This window comes from Haloarcula rubra (genome assembly GCF_019599465.1).
Lineage (GTDB): Archaea > Halobacteriota > Halobacteria > Halobacteriales > Haloarculaceae > Haloarcula > Haloarcula rubra.
Genome location: NZ_RKLR01000003.1, coordinates 535,110 through 553,744 on the forward strand (window position 1 = coordinate 535,110; position 18,635 = coordinate 553,744).

At 67.9% G+C, this 18,635-nt stretch carries 20 protein-coding genes and 1 pseudogene; 7 read left to right on the top strand and 14 right to left on the bottom strand.

The genetic code is table 11. The features are described 5' to 3' along the window. Positions 1–9 precede the first annotated feature (9 nt). The 3 genes from EGH21_RS11090 to EGH21_RS11100 are packed head-to-tail and all read left to right on the top strand — an operon-like array spanning position 10 to position 2,308. Complete coding sequence (locus EGH21_RS11090; RefSeq protein WP_220618534.1) at positions 10–1,125, top strand: oxidoreductase; 1,116 nt, start codon at positions 10–12, stop codon at positions 1,123–1,125. A gap of 50 nt (positions 1,126–1,175) precedes the next feature. Continuing rightward, the gene (gene msrB / locus EGH21_RS11095) at positions 1,176–1,586 is read left to right on the top strand and encodes a peptide-methionine (R)-S-oxide reductase MsrB (protein WP_220618535.1); all 411 of its coding nucleotides are present in this window, start codon (positions 1,176–1,178) and stop codon (positions 1,584–1,586) included. Positions 1,587–1,627: 41 nt separating this feature from the next. Then, positions 1,628–2,308, top strand: coding sequence for a DUF7978 family protein (locus tag EGH21_RS11100; RefSeq protein ID WP_220618536.1), 681 nt, complete (start codon positions 1,628–1,630; stop codon positions 2,306–2,308). Here EGH21_RS11100 and EGH21_RS11105 read toward each other — a convergent pair. The 5 genes from EGH21_RS11105 to rpl7ae form a co-directional block, all read right to left on the bottom strand. Beyond that, the gene (locus EGH21_RS11105; protein ID WP_220618537.1) at positions 2,299–2,538 is read right to left on the bottom strand and encodes a glutaredoxin family protein; all 240 of its coding nucleotides are present in this window, start codon (positions 2,536–2,538) and stop codon (positions 2,299–2,301) included. The two genes, EGH21_RS11100 and EGH21_RS11105, sit on opposite strands and share 10 nt — an antisense overlap. Before the next feature lie 63 nt (positions 2,539–2,601). Then, complete coding sequence (ndk, locus tag EGH21_RS11110; protein WP_220618538.1) at positions 2,602–3,066, bottom strand: nucleoside-diphosphate kinase; 465 nt, start codon at positions 3,064–3,066, stop codon at positions 2,602–2,604. Then, positions 3,066–3,416 carry a 50S ribosomal protein L24e gene (locus tag EGH21_RS11115; protein ID WP_220618539.1) on the bottom strand — a complete coding sequence of 117 codons (351 nt, stop codon included), beginning with the start codon at positions 3,414–3,416 and terminating at the stop codon, positions 3,066–3,068. The genes ndk and EGH21_RS11115 overlap by 1 nt, the downstream gene beginning before the upstream one ends. 2 nt (positions 3,417–3,418) lie before the next feature. Further along, entirely contained in the window at positions 3,419–3,646 is a 228-nt protein-coding gene (locus EGH21_RS11120) for a 30S ribosomal protein S28e (RefSeq protein WP_166970787.1), read from the bottom strand. An 11-nt stretch (positions 3,647–3,657) separates the two neighbouring features. Further along, entirely contained in the window at positions 3,658–4,020 is a 363-nt protein-coding gene (rpl7ae, locus tag EGH21_RS11125; RefSeq protein WP_220618540.1) for a 50S ribosomal protein L7Ae, read from the bottom strand. Between the two features lie 271 nt (positions 4,021–4,291). Here rpl7ae and tmcA point away from each other — a divergent pair, with 271 nt between their 5' ends. From tmcA to EGH21_RS11140, 3 genes are read left to right on the top strand one after another with little or no spacing between them, the layout of a single operon-like run. Beyond that, positions 4,292–6,541, top strand: a complete 2,250-nt coding sequence (tmcA, locus tag EGH21_RS11130) for a tRNA(Met) cytidine acetyltransferase TmcA (protein WP_220618541.1) — start codon at positions 4,292–4,294, stop codon at positions 6,539–6,541. Then, positions 6,538–7,032 (top strand): DUF456 domain-containing protein, encoded by a 495-nt coding sequence (locus EGH21_RS11135; RefSeq protein WP_220618542.1) that lies wholly within the window; start codon positions 6,538–6,540, stop codon positions 7,030–7,032. The genes tmcA and EGH21_RS11135 overlap by 4 nt, the downstream gene beginning before the upstream one ends. Continuing rightward, on the top strand, positions 7,029–7,193 hold the full coding sequence (locus EGH21_RS11140) for a DUF8014 family protein (RefSeq protein ID WP_220618543.1): 165 nt from the start codon (positions 7,029–7,031) through the stop codon (positions 7,191–7,193). The genes EGH21_RS11135 and EGH21_RS11140 overlap by 4 nt, the downstream gene beginning before the upstream one ends. On the opposite strand, the gene EGH21_RS11145 is transcribed toward EGH21_RS11140, so the two are convergent. The 8 genes and pseudogenes from EGH21_RS11145 to EGH21_RS24695 form a co-directional block, all read right to left on the bottom strand. Continuing rightward, positions 7,190–7,921: a GNAT family N-acetyltransferase gene (locus EGH21_RS11145; RefSeq protein WP_220618544.1), complete on the bottom strand. Its 732-nt coding sequence runs from the start codon at positions 7,919–7,921 to the stop codon at positions 7,190–7,192. The two genes, EGH21_RS11140 and EGH21_RS11145, sit on opposite strands and share 4 nt — an antisense overlap. Before the next feature lie 77 nt (positions 7,922–7,998). Next, positions 7,999–8,358, bottom strand: a complete 360-nt coding sequence (locus EGH21_RS11150; protein ID WP_220618545.1) for a DUF8055 family protein — start codon at positions 8,356–8,358, stop codon at positions 7,999–8,001. Next, positions 8,358–10,016: an FAD-dependent monooxygenase gene (locus tag EGH21_RS11155; RefSeq protein WP_220618546.1), complete on the bottom strand. Its 1,659-nt coding sequence runs from the start codon at positions 10,014–10,016 to the stop codon at positions 8,358–8,360. Before EGH21_RS11155 ends, EGH21_RS11150 begins: the two co-directional genes overlap by 1 nt. Next, entirely contained in the window at positions 10,009–11,661 is a 1,653-nt protein-coding gene (locus EGH21_RS11160) for an electron transfer flavoprotein subunit alpha/FixB family protein (RefSeq protein WP_220618547.1), read from the bottom strand. The genes EGH21_RS11155 and EGH21_RS11160 overlap by 8 nt, the downstream gene beginning before the upstream one ends. A 2-nt stretch (positions 11,662–11,663) precedes the next feature. Next, on the bottom strand, positions 11,664–12,518 hold the full coding sequence (locus EGH21_RS11165) for an electron transfer flavoprotein subunit beta/FixA family protein (protein WP_220618548.1): 855 nt from the start codon (positions 12,516–12,518) through the stop codon (positions 11,664–11,666). 149 nt (positions 12,519–12,667) lie between these two features. Then, on the bottom strand, positions 12,668–12,997 hold the full coding sequence (locus EGH21_RS11170; protein ID WP_220618549.1) for a 4Fe-4S dicluster domain-containing protein: 330 nt from the start codon (positions 12,995–12,997) through the stop codon (positions 12,668–12,670). Between the two features lie 50 nt (positions 12,998–13,047). After that, the gene (locus EGH21_RS11175) at positions 13,048–13,965 is read right to left on the bottom strand and encodes an alpha/beta fold hydrolase (protein ID WP_220618550.1); all 918 of its coding nucleotides are present in this window, start codon (positions 13,963–13,965) and stop codon (positions 13,048–13,050) included. A 43-nt stretch (positions 13,966–14,008) separates the two neighbouring features. Beyond that, positions 14,009–14,308: pseudogene (locus tag EGH21_RS24695) on the bottom strand (Hsp20/alpha crystallin family protein); the annotation flags it as partial. 196 nt (positions 14,309–14,504) lie between these two features. Between EGH21_RS24695 and EGH21_RS11180 the strand changes: the two are divergent. Next, positions 14,505–16,883, top strand: coding sequence for a PAS domain S-box protein (locus EGH21_RS11180; RefSeq protein ID WP_220618551.1), 2,379 nt, complete (start codon positions 14,505–14,507; stop codon positions 16,881–16,883). Here the strand turns inward: EGH21_RS11180 and EGH21_RS11185 are convergent, their stop codons facing one another. After that, positions 16,884–18,617 (bottom strand): glutamate--tRNA ligase, encoded by a 1,734-nt coding sequence (locus tag EGH21_RS11185; RefSeq protein ID WP_220618552.1) that lies wholly within the window; start codon positions 18,615–18,617, stop codon positions 16,884–16,886. Between the last annotated feature and the right edge of the window lie 18 nt (positions 18,618–18,635).

Here is an 18,635-nt window from a genome sequence, read left to right on the forward strand (position 1 = left end):
CCGGTCAGGATGTTGTTCGACTCGACGACGCTGGGGACGCTATCGCTCGACAACCGGGTCGCGCTCGCGCCGATGACGCGGGTGAGCGCGACTGCCGACGGACGGGCCACCGAAGCGATGGCCGAGTACTACGCGAAGTTCGCCGAAGGCGGGTTCTCGATGCTCGTCACGGAGGGCGTCTACACCGACGACGCCTACAGTCAGGGCTATCTGAACCAGCCCGGACTGGTCACCGACGACCACGTCGACGCGTGGACGCAGGTCACCGAGGCCGTCCACGACGCCGGCGCACCGGTCGTCGCTCAACTGATGCACGGCGGGGCACAGACTCAGGGGAACCCTCACGTAGACGGCGAGACGACGCTGGCACCGTCGACCGTCGGCCCCGACGCCGAGAAAGCCGATGCCTACGGCGGGAGCGGCGAGTTCCCGGAGCCGAAGCGAGCGACACGGGCAGACCTAGACACCGCTCGCGAGGGGTTCGTCGACGCCGCGACGAACGCGCACGAGGCCGGGTTCGACGGCGTCGAGATTCACGCCGCCAACGGCTACCTCCTCAACGAGTTCCTCGCGGCCGACATGAACCAACGTGACGACGAGTACGGCGGCGGCCCGGAAGCGCGGGTCCGGTACCCCGAGTCCGTCGTCTCCGCCGTCAGCGAGGCCGTCCCGGACGACTTCGTCGTCGGCGTCCGAATCTCGCAGACGCGAGTGACCGACGAGGAGTACGCGTGGCCCGAAGGCGAGGACGCCGCCTCGGTGTTCTTCGAGCGCCTCTCCGCCGCCGGCGCGGACTACGTCCACACGACGGAACCGGACGCGACCAGCCCCACGTTCGGTGACGACGGCCCGACGCTCGCCGAGGCCGCCGTCGAACACGTCACGGAAGGGACGGTGGTCGTCGCCAACGGTGGCCTCGGTGACCCCGACGCCGCCCGGCAGGCAGTGGCCGACGGGGCCGACCTCGTGACGCTGGCGACGAGTGCGCTCGCGAATCCCGACTGGCCTCGCCGGGTCGCAGACGACGACGGGTTGACGGCGTTCGACCCCGCGCGGTTCCTCGCGCCGATGGCGACGATTTCGCCCCACGAACGCCCCGGCGAAGCGTCGACAGCCGACGACTGAACCCCGACCGCCGACGTGGGCTTATGCCGCTCCAGCCCATAGAACGTCCCATGAGCGAACACGAGGGCGAGCTGCCGGACAACGACGAGGAGTGGCGGGAGATGCTGACCGAGGAAGAGTACCGTATCCTCCGCGAGGCCGGCACGGAACCGCGGTTCAGCAGCGACCTACTGGACGTCAAGGAGTCGGGTGTGTTCACCTGCGCCGGGTGTGGGGCCGAACTGTTCGACAGCGACGAGAAGTTCGACTCCGAGACCGGGTGGCCGAGTTTCTGGGACGTCTACGACGAGGGGACCATCGAGACGCGACTGGACGAGAGTCACGGCATGCGCCGGACAGAAGTGGTCTGTGCCTCCTGTGAGGGGCACCTCGGTCACGTCTTCGACGACGGCCCCGAACCGACCGGCAAGCGCTACTGTATCAACGGCGCGGCGCTCGACTTCGAACCCGACGAGGCGTAACCACCACCAGACTCATCTTCCGGGCGACGAGACGCTACGCAGTGACAACCGAACCCGACACCGACGCCAGCGTCGCCGACACAGGCGGACAGGACACGCCCCTGCTCTCTCCGGCCCTCGAGACGTTCCCGTGGCTCGAGGCGAGCACGGCGGCTCTCGGCACCTTCGTCGTCGAGTATCTGGCCGTCGCGGCGCTGTTCGTCGTCGGTCCCTCGTCGGTCGACCGGAGCGTGCCCGCCATCGACTCGACGGCGGCAGTGTTCGTCCAGTACGCCCACGTCCTCTTCAACGCCCACCACGTCCCGACAGTGCTGAAAGCGTCGATACAGATAGCCGGGTCGCCGTTCGGGAACGACCTCTACCTCGCGCTGGCCAGCGGCGGGGCGAGCGTTCCCCCGGTCGTCTACTTCCTGATTCCGATGGTCGCGTTGACCGTCGCCGGCGGCCTGTTCGAGGGCCGACGGCGGCCGAACCCGACCGGTGGGCGTCTCCGGGAGGCGGCGCTGGTGGGGGTCGGTTTCACCGTCGGCTACCTCGCCGTCGGCCTCGTCGGGGCGCTGACGCTGGTCCAGCGGTGGGACCTCACGACGGCCGAGGGCGTCGTCGGGTCGGCCAGCCAGCAGCCGGACCCTTACTTCACCGCCGTCCTCTTTCTCCTGTTCCCGATGGTGTTCTTGCCCATCGGCGCGGCGATGATGTACGGGCGGGGCGCTCAGGCGTAGGTCTGTTCGGCGAACTCCAGAATACGGTCGGACTCGGCCATCGTGACGCCGTACTCGTCGTCGACGAGGACCGGCACGCCGCGCTGGCCCGAGACGCGTTTGACCTCGTCTCGGTCCGAGTGGAGTGCGTCGACCCAGATGCTCTCGTACTCGACGCCGAGTTCGTCCAGTCGGTCGGCCACTTTCTCACAGTAGGGACAGCCGTCCAGTTGATAGAGCGTTCGGCTCACGGACGGCTCTAGCGGAGCGAGACGCAAAGAACGTGTGGTCGACGGCGACGAGGGACCGCCCGCTTACTCGTACAGCCAGGTCTCGTCGACCTGGTCCCAGTCGACGAGTTCCTCCTCGTCGAAGAAGAGCGCGATTTCGCGCTCGTTCGCGCCCTCGTCCTCGTGGTCGGAGCCGTGGATGACGTTCCGACCGAGGTCCAGCCCGTAGTCACCGCGGATGGTGCCGGGGGCGGACTCGGCGGGGTCCGTCTCGCCCATCATGTTGCGGACCTGTCGGGTCGCGTCCTGTCCCTCCCAGACCATCGCGAAGACCGGCCCGGACGTGATGAAGTCCACGAGGCCGTCGAAGAACGGCTTGTCCTCGTGCTCGCCGTAGTGTTCCTCGGCGAGGTCCTGGTCTATCTGCATGAACTTGCCGGCGACCATCTTCAGGCCGCGGTCCTCGAATCGGGAGACGATGTCACCGACGAGGCCGCGCTGGACGCCGTCCGGCTTGACCATCACGAAGGTTCGCTCGGCGTCGGACATCAGGCTTCGGCCTCCTCGGCTTCTTCCTCGTCCTCGTCTTCGGTGTCCTCGGCGTCGTCCGCGTCGGCCTCGTCGGGTTCGGCCTCCTCCTCGGCGGCTTCGAGGTCGGGAGCGGCGTCGGCCGCTTCCTCGTCGTCGGCCTCGGACTCCTCGGTGGTCTGCTTCTCGCCGCTCGCGTTGTAGCCGGACTCCGTCCAGCCGAGGTTGCGAGCTTCCCGACCGAGGTCGGCGTTGTTCTCACACTTCGAGGAGCAGAAGTGGATGGTCGTGCCGTCGTTCCGGACGAGCATCGTGCCCGTGCCGGGCTCGATGTCCGCGCCGCAGTAGTCACATTCGCGCGTCTGTGGCATCGTTACTGCCCCCCGATGGAGTCGGCTTCGCGGGCCGTCTCGCGGAGCTGGAGCACGTCGCCCTCCCGGACGGGACCCAGGACGTTGCGCGTGATGATACGCCCCTGGTTCTCGCCCTCGCGGATGCGGCACTTGACCTGCATGGCCTCGCCGTGCATCCCCGTTTTGCCGACGATCTCGATGACCTCGGCGGGCGTGGCGCCGTTGCCTTCGGATTCCTCAGCACTCATCCGTCGTCACCTCACCGAAGCTCCTCGACCTTCGCGGCGATGTCCTCGACGTCGCCCTCGGCCTCGCCCGAATCGACGATGGCGGCGGCGGCCGAACCGACTTCGAGACCCGCGGCGTGGCCCAGGTCGTCCTGCTGTTCGACGAAGATGAAGGGGACACCCTTCTCGTCGGCCAGCTCGGGGATGTGCATGACGATCTCCTCGGGCTGGACGTCCTCGGCGACGTAGACGAGCTCTGCGGAGCCGCGCTCGACGGCCTTGGTCGTCTCGTTGGTTCCCTTCTTCACGCTGCCTGTGTCTCGTGCGACTTCCAGCGCCTCGAGGGCGTCGTCCTCGAGGTCCGCCGGAACGTCGAAATCTACGTATACTGGCATTTGTATGGTCACCTCCTGCGCGCGGGCTCAGGCTCCCCCGCCGTCGCGGGCGTTCCCGCGGCGCACCGCGGCGGTGCGCGTAGTCCTAAAAGGGCTGGGAGCATCATCAACCCGGCACAGGCTGTACCCCATTCTGTGCCACCGGCCCTAAAAGCGCTTTCGAAGCCGAAACGGCGTGCGAACGCGGTGCACAGCCATCGTCCGGGGACCGTCCGTGACCACGGTCGAGGGAACCGTCACGCCCATGCCTCCGCCGGTGCCACTCGTCAGTATGGACCTCGCACGGTCGCTCCGCGCGGAAGCCCGCCGCTCGAACGAGCGCCGACTGCTCGTGCTGGCAGGCGACCGCGAGCGGACCCACGACCGTGCCGCCGACGCCCTAGACGCCGCCGGCGTCGCCCGGGACGAGACGACGCTGCTCGGCCCGGATTCGTTCGTAGACTCCGAGCAACACGAACAGTCACGCGCCGGCGAACTACTCGGCCGGACCCGGACCGCCGTCGTCCTCGACGCCCACGACGAACTCCGACCGAACGCGCTCGGAACCGCCGTCGGGGCCGTCGACGGGGGTGGCCTCCTCGTCCTCCTGACGCCGGCGCTCGACGAGTGGCCCGACCGACGGGACGCCTTCGACGAGACGCTGGCGGTGCCACCGTTCGACGTGGACGACGTGACCGGCTACTTCCGGCGACGACTGGTCGAGACGCTTCGGGCCCATCGTGGCGTGGCCATCGTCCACGTCGAATCGGACGGCGAGACAGTCGAAGCGGACGGCCTGACGGACCCACCGCCGCGACGCCCGGCCGACCCGCCGGCCCCGCCCGCCGAGACCACTTTCCGCCCGGCGACGTACGAGGCCTGTCTCACGGGGGACCAGCGCGATGCCGTACACGCGTTGGAGTCGCTGCGGGACTCCGGCCACGCCGTCGTCGTGGAGGCCGACCGGGGCCGCGGGAAGTCCAGCGCCGCGGGGCTGGCCGCGGCCAACCTCGCACTCGACGGAAAGGACGTCCTCGTGACCGCACCGCAGTACCGGAGCGCCGCCGAAGCGTTCGTCCGTGCGGCGGCGCTGTTCGAGACGCTCGGGGTCGACGCGGAGCGAGACAGGCCGGAGACACCCCACGAACTCGCCGTCGGTGGCGAGGACGGCGGCCGGATACGGTTCGCGGAACCGGCCGTCGCCGTCGAACTGCCGGCGGACCCCGACGTGGTCGTCGTCGACGAGGCCGCCGCGCTCCCCGTCCGGCGTCTCGAATCCTTGCTCGACGCGCCGGCCGTCGCGTTCACGACGACGGTCCACGGCTACGAGGGGGCCGGTCGCGGCTTCTCCGTTCGGTTCCGCGACCGACTCGCAGAGAGCGACCACACGGTGACGGACGTGACGATGACGGCACCCATCCGCTACGCCGACGCCGACCCGGTCGAGGTGTGGGCCTTCCGGGCGCTGTTGCTCGACGCCCGACCACCCGTCGACCAGTTGGTCGCCGACGCCACGCCGGAGACTGTCGAGTACCGCCGCCTATCGACGGCGGACTTGCTGGCCGACGAGCACCGCTTGCGGGAGGTGTTCGGGTTGCTCGTGCTGGCGCACTACCGCACCGAACCGGCCGACCTCGCGCGACTGCTCGACGCCCCGAACCTCTCGGTGCGGGCGCTGACCCGAGACGGCCACGTCGTCGCCGTCGCACTGCTCGCACGGGAGGGCGGCCTCCCGGCCGAGACGCGGGCGACCATGTACGAGGGCGGGCGCATCCGCGGGAACATGGTGCCGGACGTGCTGACGACGCAGTTGCGCGACGAGGACGCCGGGGTTCCGGTCGGCCAGCGAGTCCTCCGCATCGCGACCCACGCCGCCGTCCGGTCGCGGGGCCTCGGGTCGCGCCTCCTCGGAGACGTCCGCGCGGAGTTCGGCGACGCGATGGACTGGGTCGGCGTGGGCTACGGCGCGACGCCGGAACTCGTCCGGTTCTGGCGCGAGAACGGCTACGGCACCGTTCACCTCTCCACCTCGCGCAACGACACCAGCGGGGAGTACTCGGCCGTGATGGTCGACCCCTGCTCAGAGGCCGGCGCGGAACTGGCGGCCCGGCACGCCGGGTGGTTCTGTGACCGCGCCGCCGCGGTGCTGTCGGACACGCTGGACGACTGCGACCCGGACGTGATTCGGGAGGTGCTTCGGGCCGTCGACGCCACGCCGGACCCGGACCTCTCCGACTGGGAGTGGCGACTCGTCGCCGGCGTCCCGGGCGGTGCCGCCATCCTCGACACGAACCCCGCGCCGTTCCGCGCGCTGACGGTGCGCCATCTGGTCGCGCCGGACGACGAGAGCGCCCTCGGCGACCGAGCGGAGCGACTGCTCGTCCGGAAGGTGTTGCAGGCCCGACCGTGGGACGAGGTGACCGCGGAACTCGACTTCGTCTCGCGCCGGCAGTGCATGCGCGCACTCGGCGGAGCCGTCGAAAGATTGACACGGCTATACGGCGAGGAGTGGGTACAGGAGGAACTGGACCGACACACATGACGCCGGGACTGGAACTGCTGTTGGTCGTTCTCGCGTTCGCCTTGCTGGTCGCCGGCGTCGTCGGCAGTCTGATTCCACAGATGCCCGGTGCCCCGGTGTCGCTCGCCGGCGTCTATCTGTACTGGTTCGCGACCGGCACGACCGAACCCGGCGTGTTCCTGCTGGCCGTGTTGACTGTCGTGGGCGTGCTGACGTGGGTCGTCGACTTCGTCGGCGGGGCCGTCGCCGCCCGCGTCGGCGGCGCTTCGAACACGACGGCCGTCCTCGCCGGACTCGTCGGACTGGTCCTCCTCTTCGTGACGGGACCGCTGGGTATCGTCCTCGGCGTCGCCGCGACGGTGTTCGCCGTCGAGTTCTACCGGCAGGAGGACGCCCGGAAGGGGTTGAAAGCCGCACTCGTGACGACGGCCGGGATGCTCGCCTCCGGCGTCGTACAGGCGATGCTCACCGGGTCGATACTGGTGACGATGCTGGTGGTCGCGCTCGTATGACCACCTGTGAGGAGACGGACTGCGAGAACGAGGCCGCGGTGGAGCTACACGTTCCGTGGTCCGACAACATGCTCGTCTGTACCGCCCACGCCCGCGTCTGGGCACAGAAGGACGGCGTCGTCCCCGAGCCACTCGACGAGGCGGCGGACGACTGGCGTTAGAGTTCCTTCGCCAGCATCACCTCGTCGGCGTAGTCGTCGTCGAACTTGTAGTGGTCCTCGCGGACGGCCTCGGTCTCCCAGCCGTGGTCGTGCAGGAAGTCGATGGCGTCCTGGTTCATCGACGGAACCGAGTTGTACAGTTTCTCGTAACCGTGTTCTCTCGCCCACTCGGTGCCGCGTTCGAGGAGATGCGAACCGATGCCCTGCCCGCGGTACTGGACGAGGGTCCCCAGCGTCAGTTCGGCCGTGTGGCTGAGCTTCTCGATTTCCGGGTGCTTGAGGTGGACCCAGCCGACGACGTCGTCGTCGACGCAGGCGACGAAGAAGATGCGCGACTCGAGTTCGTTGTGCCGTAAGAGGACGCCCTCGCTGTCGATGATGTCGGCGAGTGTCTCCGCGTCGACGTAGGCCCCGCTCCCGATGGCCGCGCGGATGGCCCCGACGAGGCCTTTCAGGTCTTCCTGCCGGGCCTGTCGGATGGTGTACTCCACCTCCTCCGTCTCGAACTCCTGTTCGGCCACGTCCTCGTAGGCGACGCGGAGTCGCCCGTCGTCTCGCTCCAGCATCCCCTGTCGCTGGAGGATAGCGACGTGGTGACCGAACGGCCGTGGCTCCATCTGCAGGCCGTTGCGCACCTTCTCGGCGTCGACGCGGCCGTGGGACTCGACGTACTCGTAGATGTCCTGTCGGTCTACGTGGTCGAACTGCAGCGGCTCTGTGAGCTCCATGGGTTCTGTTACCACACACCAGTATTTAATTGTTTGTCACGTAGGAACTGAGAACACACTTCCGAACACGTCGGTGCTTACCGGTCGGGAACGCCGGTCAGTACCGTCGCGACGTCGCGGACGTCGTGGGTGTCCACGAGCAGTTCTGCGGCCGTGCGGACGGAGTAGGTCCCGTCGAGGTCGACCCCGTAGCAGGCGGCGTACAGCCCCAGCCACTGGTTCAGCGTCGCTTCGAGCCGGTCGAACGTCGCCTCGTCGAAGCGGACCCACTGTCCACCGGTCCGGGCCTCGCAGTACAGCGACACCGTCGGGCCGACGCCCTCCCTGAGGAGGGCCATCGCTCGCTCCTCGTCGGGCGGGTCCGGGTCGAAGTCCGCGGCGGCCTCGTCGGCCCGGCGTTCGAGCGCCCGAACCCGGTCGCGGTACTGGTGGCTCATCAGCCTTGCTCGAACTCGACGCCCTTGCCCCCGGCGGGGTGTTCCCAGTCGGTGTCGGCGACGACGGCGCAGGTGCCACACTCGACGCAGGGCTGGGTGTCCAGACTGACGAGGTGTTCCTCGTGGCCGTTGGTCTGGACCATCTCGTCGCGGTAACACCCGCCGCCGAAGTCCTTCGCGCTGACCGGGCACGCCGTCACCGCGGTGCCGGACGCCTCGAAGGAGTTGTCGACGAGTTCGATGTGCGGGTCGCCCACGTCGTAGGTCAGGTCGCCGATGCGGTCGTCGAGTTCCGGCGGTTGGACGTGGTTCTCGTCGGTCACGCGCTCGCCCAGTTCCTCGCCGAGTATCGTCGGGAGCGTGACGTAGGGGAGTTTGGTGTCGGGAATCATCGAGACGAGCGTCGGCGAGTTGTAGGCCCGTTCGACCAGTCCCTCCGCCGCGCGCACGCCGAAGCGACCGACCGCCGACTCCGCGACGGCGTTCGCGACGCCGTCTATCGGCCCGAGTTCGCCGATTTTCCCGACCGCCCGGTAACTGGTCGGCCGGAGTTTGTCCATCACACCCTCGTCGTGGAGTTTCTTCTCGTAGAACTCGCCGGCGCGGTGCGGGTCGCCCCGAGAGCGGGCGTCGGCGAACGCCTCGGCGGCCAGCGCTCCGGCCGTGACGGCGTGGTTCATCCCCTTGATGATGGGGCCCTGTGCCTGCATCTGTCCGGCGGCGTCGCCGACGACGACGAGTCGGTCCTGATGCGGGGCGGTGAGCGCCGCCTTCTTCGAGTCCGGCACGAGTTTCGCGCTGTACTCGACTTCGTGGTAGTCGTCGCCCAGCCACTGGGCCATGAGCGGGTGGGTCAGCAGACTGTCGAGCAGTTCCTGCGGTTCAGCGCGTTCCTCGGCGATGGAGTCCAGGTGGAACACCGTCCCGATGGACAGCGACGCCTCGTTCGTGTAGAGGAACCCGCCGCCCCGGACGCCATCGAACAGGTCCCCCGAGAACAGGTGTGCCTCGCCCTCGTCCTCGTCGATGTCGAACCGCTCGTCGACGACGTCGGGGTCCATCTCCGCGACGGCCTTGACCCCCTGGAACCACTCGTCGGGGTCCTCCCAGTCCATCAGGCCGGCGTCGCGGGCCAGTTCCGAGTTGACGCCGTCGGCCGCGACGACGATGTCGGCCTCGATGGGGTCGAGTTCCTCGCAGGTGACGCCGACGATTTCACCCTTCTCTCGGAGGAGGCCGGTGACGTGGACTTCGGTCAGCAGCCCGCCGCCCGTCTCGCGGGTGAGTTCGTGCACCCGCCGAGCGAGCCACGAGTCCATCCGACGGCGGAGGACCGAGTCGGCCCACGCCGTGTCGTGGTGGTGCAGGTCCCCGATGTCGAACGTCTTCACCTTGTCGCCGGCCACGTTGTGGATGTAGTTCTCGGTGACCGGGCGCTCGCTCGCTTCCTCGCGGAAGTCGGGGAACAGGCCGTCGATGGTGTAGGGGGCCGACTCCTCGGCGTAGATGAGCCCCCCGGAGACGTTCTTCGACCCGGCGTCGACGCCGCGTTCGAGCACCAGCGTCTCGACACCGTTGCGCGCGAGGTTCGCCGCCGCGGCGGCCCCGCCGGGACCGCACCCGACGACGACGGCCTCGTACCGTTCGTGGTCAGTCATCGCTCGCCTCCACGGCCGCGGCCAGTTCGCCCCTCTCGACGGCCTCGGTCAGTCTCGGGAGCACCTCGAAGAGGTCGCCCTCGATGACGTAGTCCGAGAAGTCCCGGATGTCGGCCTCCGGGTCGGTGTTGATGGCGACGATGGTGTCTGCCTCGTCACAGCCGACCTTGTGCTGGATGGCCCCGGAGATGCCCGCGGCGATGTAGACGTCCGGTTCGACGACCTGCCCGCTCTCACCGATTTGGCGCTCCTCGGAGACGTACTGCTCGACGTGGCTGTCGAAGGCGTACGAGGAGGTGATGACGCCGCGCGAGAGGCCGAGGTCGGCGTCGTCGAAGGCGTCCACGAGGTCCAGTGCGAGTTCGATGCCCGTCGTCGGGTCGTCACCGATGCCGCGGCCGACGGCGACCACCACCTCGTTCCCGGTGAGGTCGACGCCGCCCGAGAGGCGGTCGAACTCCGTGACGCCCACCTCGAACCACTCGTCGTCGAGGTCCATCTCGTACTCGACGACCTCTGCCTCGCGGTCGTAGTCCGGGTCCGGAATCTCGAAACTGCCCGGAATCACGGACGCCCCCTGCGGGTGGAAGTCCCGGTTGGGCTTGTCGATACAGAGGATGGTCGAGTACTCGAACCCGGAGAAGTCCGGCCGCTTCATGTGGAGTACGCGCTCGAACTCCTTCTTGTCGCCCGCGGTGCCGACCTTCGCGGGGTTCGAAATCATCGCCTCCTCGATGTACAGTCCCGAGCAGTCCGACGCGAGTCCCGAGTCCAGCGCCCCCTGTACGAGCGCCGAGAGGTCGCGGCCGTTGTTCGTCGCCGGGAAGACCGTGTACCGCGGTTCGTGGTAGTCCTTCCAGTCGACGTCCTCGTGGCCCTCGCTGGCGAGTTCGCCGCCGGCCCGCGACATGTCCGTGACTATCTCGGTGTAGGGCTTGTGGCGGAACCGTTCCAGTCTGTCGTCCTCGTGGTAGAGGACGAGGTCCGCGCCGTAGGCGGTGACGTCTTCGACGTAGTCGCCGGCCTCGTCACCGAGGAGGACGGCCACCACGCGTTCGTCGGCGTCGTAGTCCTCGTTGTACTGGTCCATCAGGTCGCGGGCCTTCCCCAGCATCTCCTTCGAGACGTCGACGAGTTCGCCGGCCTGAGTCTCGCAGAACACCCACATGTCGCGGTACTCCGCGCCGGCGGTTCCCTCGACCCACTGCTTGTCGTTGGTCGGGTGGTCGAGTTCGGGATACTTCTCCTCCGGCGGGACGTACTCGACGTCCTCGCCCTCGTCGTCGCTCCCTTCGACGGACTCGATACGGTTCTCTATCTGCGTGATAGCGCTCGACCGCTCTTTCCCCTCGCGTTCGCGTTCGAGGATGTCCCGCAACACGTCGGCGTCGTCGACGTCCCGGACCATGTTCGCGATGTCCGCGACGGTCATCTCGGTCAGGTCCACCGTCTCGGGGTCGAGTTCGCCCTCGTCCTCGGCCTCGACTTTCTCGATTCGGTCCTCGATGAGCGTCTTCACCGGGACGCGGTCCTCGCCGTCTTCCTCCAGTGCCAGCATCTCGCGCAACTCGTCGGCGTCGTCGACGTCCTTGATCTTCGGTCCGAGGTCGGCTATCTCGTGCTCTGTTGGGTCTATGTCTGGCATGGTCAGTCACCTGCTGCGAACGGGGTCAGTTCGTCGAGGACCGGTTCCAGCGACGACGGGTCGTCGCCGTCGACGACGGTCGCCTCGCGTTCGGAGGGCGCCTTCGGGATGGGGTCGACGCCGGCCACGATGGTCGGCGACCCGTCGAGGCCGATGTAGTCCGGGTCGAGGTTCAGGTCTTCGTGGTCCCAGACCGTCAGGACGTCCTCGTAGTCCTCGGCCCGTTCCTGAGTCTCCTCGCGCAACTGCTTGTGTTCGAGACGGTGGCTGGCCTTCCGGTAGGTCGGTTCGAACTCCGGGTCGGCGACGACGAAACACGGCATCGGGGCCTCGACGGTCTCTATCTCGGTGACGTCGCCGTCGACCAGTCGCTTCGCTCGCAACAACCCCGCCTCTTCGTCGATGTCCAGCGAGACGACGTGAGTGACCATCGGCCAGTCCAGACAGTACGCGGTCTGTGGCCCGGTGTGGCCCGTCTCCCCGTCGGCGGTCTTGAACCCCGCGAACACGAGGTCGGGTTGCGTCTCCAGGTTCTCGATGCCGGTGGCGACGGTCATCGCCGTCGCCCACGTGTCGGCCGCGCCCATCTCCCGGTCCGAGAGGAGATACAGGTCGTCGGCGTACACGTCGCGCATCCCCTCCTGTAACACCTCCTGATAGCCCGGCGGCCCCATGCTCATCAGCGAGACGTGGCCGCCGTTTCGCACTCGGGTCTGGAACGCCGCCCTGAGTGCGTGCTTGTCGTTTGGGTTCATCACCGTCGGCGTCTTCCCCCGTTCGAGGTGACCGTCCTCGTCGAAGGACACCTGCCCCTCGCGGAAGTCGGGGACGCCCTTTGTCAGAACTACAGTGTGCATATTTGTCACGACCCTCGTCAACGTACCTCATCCCGGGTCGAACATAAATGTATGTTCACAATAACGGGTGACACGTCTCCGTGGAGGCCCGACACCTATCGTCGCCACTGGAGAGCACGGAAGCGTCGCGAAAAAGTCTCGGACTGGAGTTATATACGGCCTGCACGGCCCGGGTCGACGTCGATGGCGTCGACCGGACAGACGTCGACACAGAGCATACAGTCGATACACTGGTCTTCGTGTGCGGGGTCGGCCTTGATTTCGCTCTCGGGATGGTCCGGCGTGTCGACCCACTCGAACACGTCGACGGGGCAGTCCTCCAGACAGGCGCCGTCGGCGATGCAGATGTCGAAGTCGACGGCGACGTGCGTGCCGTGGATTCCCAGCGTGTCGGGTTCCTCGACGGGGCCCCACACGTTGTGGCCGTCGTGTTGTTCGACCACGTCGCGGTTGTCCTCGAACTCGGGGTCTATGGCCATTGGTATCTAACACCACTCGGCGGTGATACTTAAACTTTCGACCGGCGACGTCAGAAACGAGGGTCGTCCGGCCCGCCGGCCGGGCCACCGCCGGGCGGTTTGCCGCCGCCGAGGCCCTCGTCCAGCGAGGGTTCGCCCGCCCCCTCCACGTCCGCCGTCGTCCCGACGTGTCGCTGGAGGAACTCGGCGGTCCGCTCGTAGACGTCGTCGTAGAACGCCCCGTTGAACGGGAAGGCGTGACCGCCGGGGACCGGGTCGTACGTCACCTCTGTCAGCGGGTCGAGCGTCCGGGCCAGCAGTTCCGACTGGGCCGGCGGGAGCACGTCGTCGTCCTCGCCGTGGAGCAACAGCGTCGGCGGCATGGAGACGGTGGCCTGTGCGACCGGGGAGGCGAGTTCGTAGGCCTCGGGGACCTCCTCGGGGCCGCCGCCGAGGTACTGTCTGTCGATGTCCTCGTCTCCCGCCGCCGTCTCCGCCATCGCCCGGAAGTCGTAGACGCCCGCGTAGCCGACGACGGCCGACAGTTCCGAGGACGCGCCGGGGTAGAGGTCCGGTTCGAGGGCCGGGTCGTCGGCCGTCGCCGCGGCGAGTACCACGAGGTTCGCGCCGGCCGAGTGGCCGACGGCGACGACTCGCTGTGGGTCCGCGCCGTAGGCGTCCGCCTCCGACCGACACCACTCGATGGCGGCCTTCACGTCGACGAGTGCGGCCGGGAAGGTGTGTTCGGGTGCGAGGCGGTACTGCGGTTCGACGACGAGGTAGCCGTCCTCCGCGAGGTCGATAGCGTGCCGGGCGAACTCGCCCTTGTCGCCGACCGTGAACCCGCCACCGCGGACGAGGACGGCGACCGGTTTCGGCCCGCTACTGGCCGTCGACTCGTAGACGTCCAGCAGTAGCGTCTCGCCGCCCGCCTCGTGGAACGGGACGTCCCGGTCGACGGTGACCGTCGTCGGAGCGCGCTCTGTCACGTCTCGTCCTGCGGTCGGCTGGAATAAAAACGCGTCGGGGTTCGCCCTCGGTTTCGATGCGCCTGCCGCGGGCGACGGCACCCTCGGAGACGGGCGGGCGGACTTCGAGGACACCGTTGGTGTAGCTCGCGGCGATGTCCTCGTCGTCCTCGTACTCTGCGGCGACGTTCAGCATCCCGTCGTCCCACGTCACGTCGATTTCCCCGACGCCGAACCCGGGCAGTTCGACGCTGAGGACGAACTCGCCGTCTTCCTCGTACAGTTCGTAGTCGTCGCTGCCTGTCTCGAACAGTTGGCTCGGGAGGTCGAGTCCTCGCGTCCACGAACTCGGTGTCGTGGGCAGTGCCCTCGCTGTTCACCTCGATTCACTAGATGCTTGTTCGCGGTTCGGAAGAAATGTTTATAACCACGATACATTGTTACAAAGTAACATATCAAATTCAGTGACTTCGTGTCGTCATTCCGGCACCATTTCGCCCCGAGACGCCGAATCTCGACCGGTAAAACAAAGTTGTCTTTTCGCATACCCGTAGTCGACTATGTACGGCTTCTTCGTGGCGTCACTGTACGCTACGGCCGTCATATCGCTCCTCTTTGCCGGCGTCGCGTGGCGCAAGCGGGGCGACCCGGGCGGGACGCCGATGGTCGTGTTCCACCTCGCTCTGGCGGTGGGAGCGGCGGCGTACGCCCGCGACATCGTCGCGACGACGCTCGCGGCACAACTCCCGTGGGCGATGGTCTCGGCGGTCGCACAGGGCGTCACCGCCATCGCTTGGCTCTACGCGGCACTCCAGTACTCCGGGTTCGAGCGGACGCTGACGCGCCGTGTCGTCGGGCTCCTGTCGCTCGAACCCGTCTTGCTCGCCCTCGGGTTCCTCACGCCGGCGGTGACCATCGCCGAGTGGCCCAGTACGGGACTGACCGGGTCGCTCCTGCAAGCGGGCGAGACCACGTTGACGACGCTGTTCTTCTTCCACTCCGTGACGATACTGCTCGCCGCACTGGCCGGGACGATTCTGCTGATTCGGCTGTTCGTCCGGTCGCGCCACCTCTACCGGACCCAGTCCGCCGCCGTCCTCGTCGCCGCGCTGACACCGTGGACGGTCGGGCTGACGCAGAACTTCTTCGTCAATCTCCCGGAGGACGCGAGCATCTTCGCGTGGGGCCTCTCCGGGATGGCACTCACCGCCGGTCTGTACACGTTCAAGAAACTGGACCCGGTGCCGGCGGCGCAGGCGGCCATCGTCGAGAACATGGGTGACGGCGCAGTCGTTCTCGACGTGGACGGGGTCGTCGGCGACGCGAACCCCGCCGCACGGCGACTGCTCGGGTTCGAGAGCGAGTCACTCGTAGGCCGGCACATCGCCGACGTGGTCGACGGCTGGGACGGCCTCGACTGGGACGACCCTGACGCCTCCGGCTGGCAAGAACTTCCCCTCACAGGCGACGGCGACCCCCGCTTCGTCGAGGTCGAGGTGTCGCCGTTCACCGACCGGTTCGACGACGTCGTCGGGCGCCTCGTCGTCCTCCGGGACGTCACCGAACGAAAGCGCCGCGAACAGCGACTCGCACAGTACAAGACCATCTTCGACGCGGTGAACGAACCCGTCTACGTCCTCGACGAGAACGACAACTTCGTTCGATACAACGCGCCCTTCGCCGACCTCGTGGGATACGACGAGTCGGCCCTCGTCGGCAGTCCGTTCGCCGCCGTCCTCGCCGGTGGCGAGACGGCCACGGACGGCGACGGGGTGACGGAGGTCACTATCACTACGGCCTCGGGCGAAGAGGTGCCCTGCGAGGCCGACCTCGCGGCGGTGGAGTTGGCCAGCGGTGCGACGGGCCGGGTCGGCATCGTCCGCGACATCTCCCAGCGGAAGGCCATGGAGTCGGAACTGGCACAGACGACCGAGCGCCTGGAGACGCTGGTCGAAGCGTCGCCGCTCGCCATCGTCGCCCACGATACCGAGGGCGTCGTCGACGTCTGGAACCCCGCGGCGGAGTCGCTGTTCGGGTGGCGCGCCGAGGCGGTCCGCGGCGAACCACTCCCGATAGTGCCCGACGACAGAGAGACGGAACTGATGGAGCGTCACCGGGAGGTCCAGTCCGGAAACCGGCTCACCGGCTACGAAACCGAACTCGAACGCGAGGACGGGAGTCTATTCAGTGCCGCCGTCTCGGCGGCCCCCATCACCGACACGAACGGCACCGTCGTCGGCACCGTCTCCGTCATCGCGGACATCAGCGAGCGGAAGGCCCAGCAACGGCTGCTCGAACGCCAGAACGAGCGCCTCGACGAGTTCGCGAGTCTGGTCAGTCACGACCTCCGGAATCCGCTACAGGTGGCGACTGGCAACCTCGAACTGGCCCGCGCCGACGCGACGGGGACGGTACGCGACCGAATCGACGCGGCCGGGGACGCGCTCGAACGGATGGAGGCGCTCGTCGACAAGACACTGTCGCTCGCTCGGGAGGGCCGCGACATCGGCGCGACCGAACGCACCGACATCGGCGCTCTCGCCGAGCGAGCGTGGCGAACGGTCCAGACCGAGGGCCACTCGCTCTCGGTCGACGCCTCACCGACGGTTGAGTGTGACCCCGACCGCGTCGCGGAACTGTTCGAGAACCTGTTTCGGAACGCCGTCGAACACGGTCAGAACGGTACAGACGCTCCACTCACGCTCACCGTCGGCGAGTTGCCCGACGGGTTCTACGTCGCGGACGACGGCGTCGGCGTCCCGGCCGACGTCCGTGACCGCGTGTTCGAGTCGGGGTACACCACCTCGCCGGACGGCACCGGGTTCGGCCTCGCCATCGTGCAGACCATCGCCGACGCCCACGGGTGGGACGTGACGCTCACCGAGAGCGAGTCCGGCGGCGCGCGCTTCGAGTTCGCCGGCGTGGAACGGACGACCTGATCAGGGGTGCGCGAAGTACGCGACGGACTCGCCCTCGGGCGCGATATCGTCTATCCGAGCGAAGCCGATGCGCTCGAACTGGAGCATCTCGTCGGCCTCGTAGTCGAGCACGCCCGGTTCTGCGACGCCGGTCACGTCGCCGTCCATCGTCCGGAGGCGGAGTTCGGGACCGTCGGCCGGTGCCCAGTGGACCACGTCGACGCCCTCCTCGCGGACCGCCGAGATGTCGTCGCCGACGTACTCGAAGGCGTCGCGAGTGTGACGGACACAGCCGTAGCCCTTCAGCCAGACTCGCTCGCCGTGGCCCGGCAGGTCGTCGCCCTCGACGGCGACGCCGGCCGCGACCGGAATCTCGCGTCGGCCTCGGTCCTCGTGGTCCGGGTGGTAGGGTGGTTCGCCCGCGTCGGGGCCACCCACTATCTGTCGCTCGACGAGGCCGCCGTGGTCCTCGCTGTCCCGGACGAAGAAGGCGCGGTCGGTGTCGTCGTCTATCAGCTCGCGGTTGTTGGCGTACACCGACGACATCGCGAGGTCGACGTTCGACGTGGAGGTGCCGAGTTCGACCATCGCGTCGACCAGCGCCTCGCCCCGGATGCCGCGCCGCTCGAGACTCGCCACCGTCGGCGCACGCGGGTCGTCCCAGCCGTCGAGTTCGCCCTCGGCTATCAACTCGGCGATGGTCGAGGTCGACATCTGCACGTCGTAGGCGTCGACCTGCACGTGGCCCCAGTGGACGACTTCGGGGTACTCCCAGCCGAAGTAGTCGTAGACGAACTGCTGGCGCTTCGCGGAGTCCTGCAGGTCGATACCGCGGATGATGTGTGTGATGCCCAGCAGGTGGTCGTCGACGCCGCTCTGGAAGTCCAGCATCGGCCAGCAGCGGTAGTCGGCGGCCGCCTCGCGCGGATGGGGCGTATCTATCATCCGGAAGGCGACGAAGTCACGCAGGGCCGGGTTCTTGTGGGTGATGTCGGTGCGGACCCGGAGGACCATCTCGCCGCTGTCGTACTCGCCGTCGACCATCGCGTCGAACTCCTCGTGGACGGTGGCGACGTCCTTCTCGCGGTGCGGACAGGCCTCGCCGCTGTTCTTCATGTCGGAGAACTCCCCCTGCGGGCACGAGCAGGTGTAGGCACCCTCGGCGTCGATGAGGTCACGGGCGTAGTCGTAGTAGGTCTCGACCCGGTCGCTCGCTTTGAACACGTCGTCGGGTTCGAAGCCGAGGTAGTCGATGGCGTCCAGAATCTGGTCGTAGGCGTCTAAGTCCGGCCGCTTCGTCTCGGGGTCGGTGTCGTCGAACCGGCAGACGAACTCGCCGTCGTAGCGCTCCTTGTACGTGCCGATGACAGCGGCCATCCGGGCGTGGCCGACGTGCCACGGGCCGTTGGGGTTCGGCGCGACGCGCATCCGCACGGTGTCGTACTCCTCGACGTTTGGCAGGTCGGGGAGCGGGTGGTCCTCGCCTTCGTCCTCGGCCTCTAGTTCTTCGAGTTTCTCGGGCGCGAGTTCCGAGAGACGCTCGCGGCGTTCCTCTGCGTCCATGCCGTTGACTCGGTCGACGACCGGTGCTATGACGCCCGGAATCTCGTCGCCGTACTCCCGGAACTTCGGGTTCTCGCCCATGAGCGGCCCCATGATGGCCCCGACCTGTGCCTCGCTGTCGTGTTTGACCGCGTTGAGGAGGGCGTTCGTCTCGGCGGCCTCCTCGATACGCTGGCGCAACGCGTCGTCCATGGTCGAAGCGTGCGGCGG

What these genes read in the sequence shown, in the direction of transcription:
- EGH21_RS11090 (WP_220618534.1), top strand. Translation starts at nt 10, where the DNA reads ATGTTGTTCGACTCGACGACGCTGGGGACGCTATCGCTCGACAACCGG.
- msrB (WP_220618535.1), top strand. Translation starts at nt 1,176, where the DNA reads ATGAGCGAACACGAGGGCGAGCTGCCGGACAACGACGAGGAGTGGCGG.
- ndk (WP_220618538.1), bottom strand. Translation starts at nt 3,066, where the DNA reads ATGTCCGACGCCGAGCGAACCTTCGTGATGGTCAAGCCGGACGGCGTC.
- EGH21_RS11115 (WP_220618539.1), bottom strand. Translation starts at nt 3,416, where the DNA reads ATGCCACAGACGCGCGAATGTGACTACTGCGGCGCGGACATCGAGCCC.
- EGH21_RS11120 (WP_166970787.1), bottom strand. Translation starts at nt 3,646, where the DNA reads ATGAGTGCTGAGGAATCCGAAGGCAACGGCGCCACGCCCGCCGAGGTC.
- rpl7ae (WP_220618540.1), bottom strand. Translation starts at nt 4,020, where the DNA reads ATGCCAGTATACGTAGATTTCGACGTTCCGGCGGACCTCGAGGACGAC.
- tmcA (WP_220618541.1), top strand. Translation starts at nt 4,292, where the DNA reads ATGGACCTCGCACGGTCGCTCCGCGCGGAAGCCCGCCGCTCGAACGAG.
- EGH21_RS11135 (WP_220618542.1), top strand. Translation starts at nt 6,538, where the DNA reads ATGACGCCGGGACTGGAACTGCTGTTGGTCGTTCTCGCGTTCGCCTTG.
- EGH21_RS11140 (WP_220618543.1), top strand. Translation starts at nt 7,029, where the DNA reads ATGACCACCTGTGAGGAGACGGACTGCGAGAACGAGGCCGCGGTGGAG.
- EGH21_RS11145 (WP_220618544.1), bottom strand. Translation starts at nt 7,921, where the DNA reads ATGGAGCTCACAGAGCCGCTGCAGTTCGACCACGTAGACCGACAGGAC.
- EGH21_RS11150 (WP_220618545.1), bottom strand. Translation starts at nt 8,358, where the DNA reads ATGAGCCACCAGTACCGCGACCGGGTTCGGGCGCTCGAACGCCGGGCC.
- EGH21_RS11155 (WP_220618546.1), bottom strand. Translation starts at nt 10,016, where the DNA reads ATGACTGACCACGAACGGTACGAGGCCGTCGTCGTCGGGTGCGGTCCC.
- EGH21_RS11160 (WP_220618547.1), bottom strand. Translation starts at nt 11,661, where the DNA reads ATGCCAGACATAGACCCAACAGAGCACGAGATAGCCGACCTCGGACCG.
- EGH21_RS11165 (WP_220618548.1), bottom strand. Translation starts at nt 12,518, where the DNA reads ATGCACACTGTAGTTCTGACAAAGGGCGTCCCCGACTTCCGCGAGGGG.
- EGH21_RS11170 (WP_220618549.1), bottom strand. Translation starts at nt 12,997, where the DNA reads ATGGCCATAGACCCCGAGTTCGAGGACAACCGCGACGTGGTCGAACAA.
- EGH21_RS11180 (WP_220618551.1), top strand. Translation starts at nt 14,505, where the DNA reads ATGTACGGCTTCTTCGTGGCGTCACTGTACGCTACGGCCGTCATATCG.
- EGH21_RS11185 (WP_220618552.1), bottom strand. Translation starts at nt 18,617, where the DNA reads ATGGACGACGCGTTGCGCCAGCGTATCGAGGAGGCCGCCGAGACGAAC.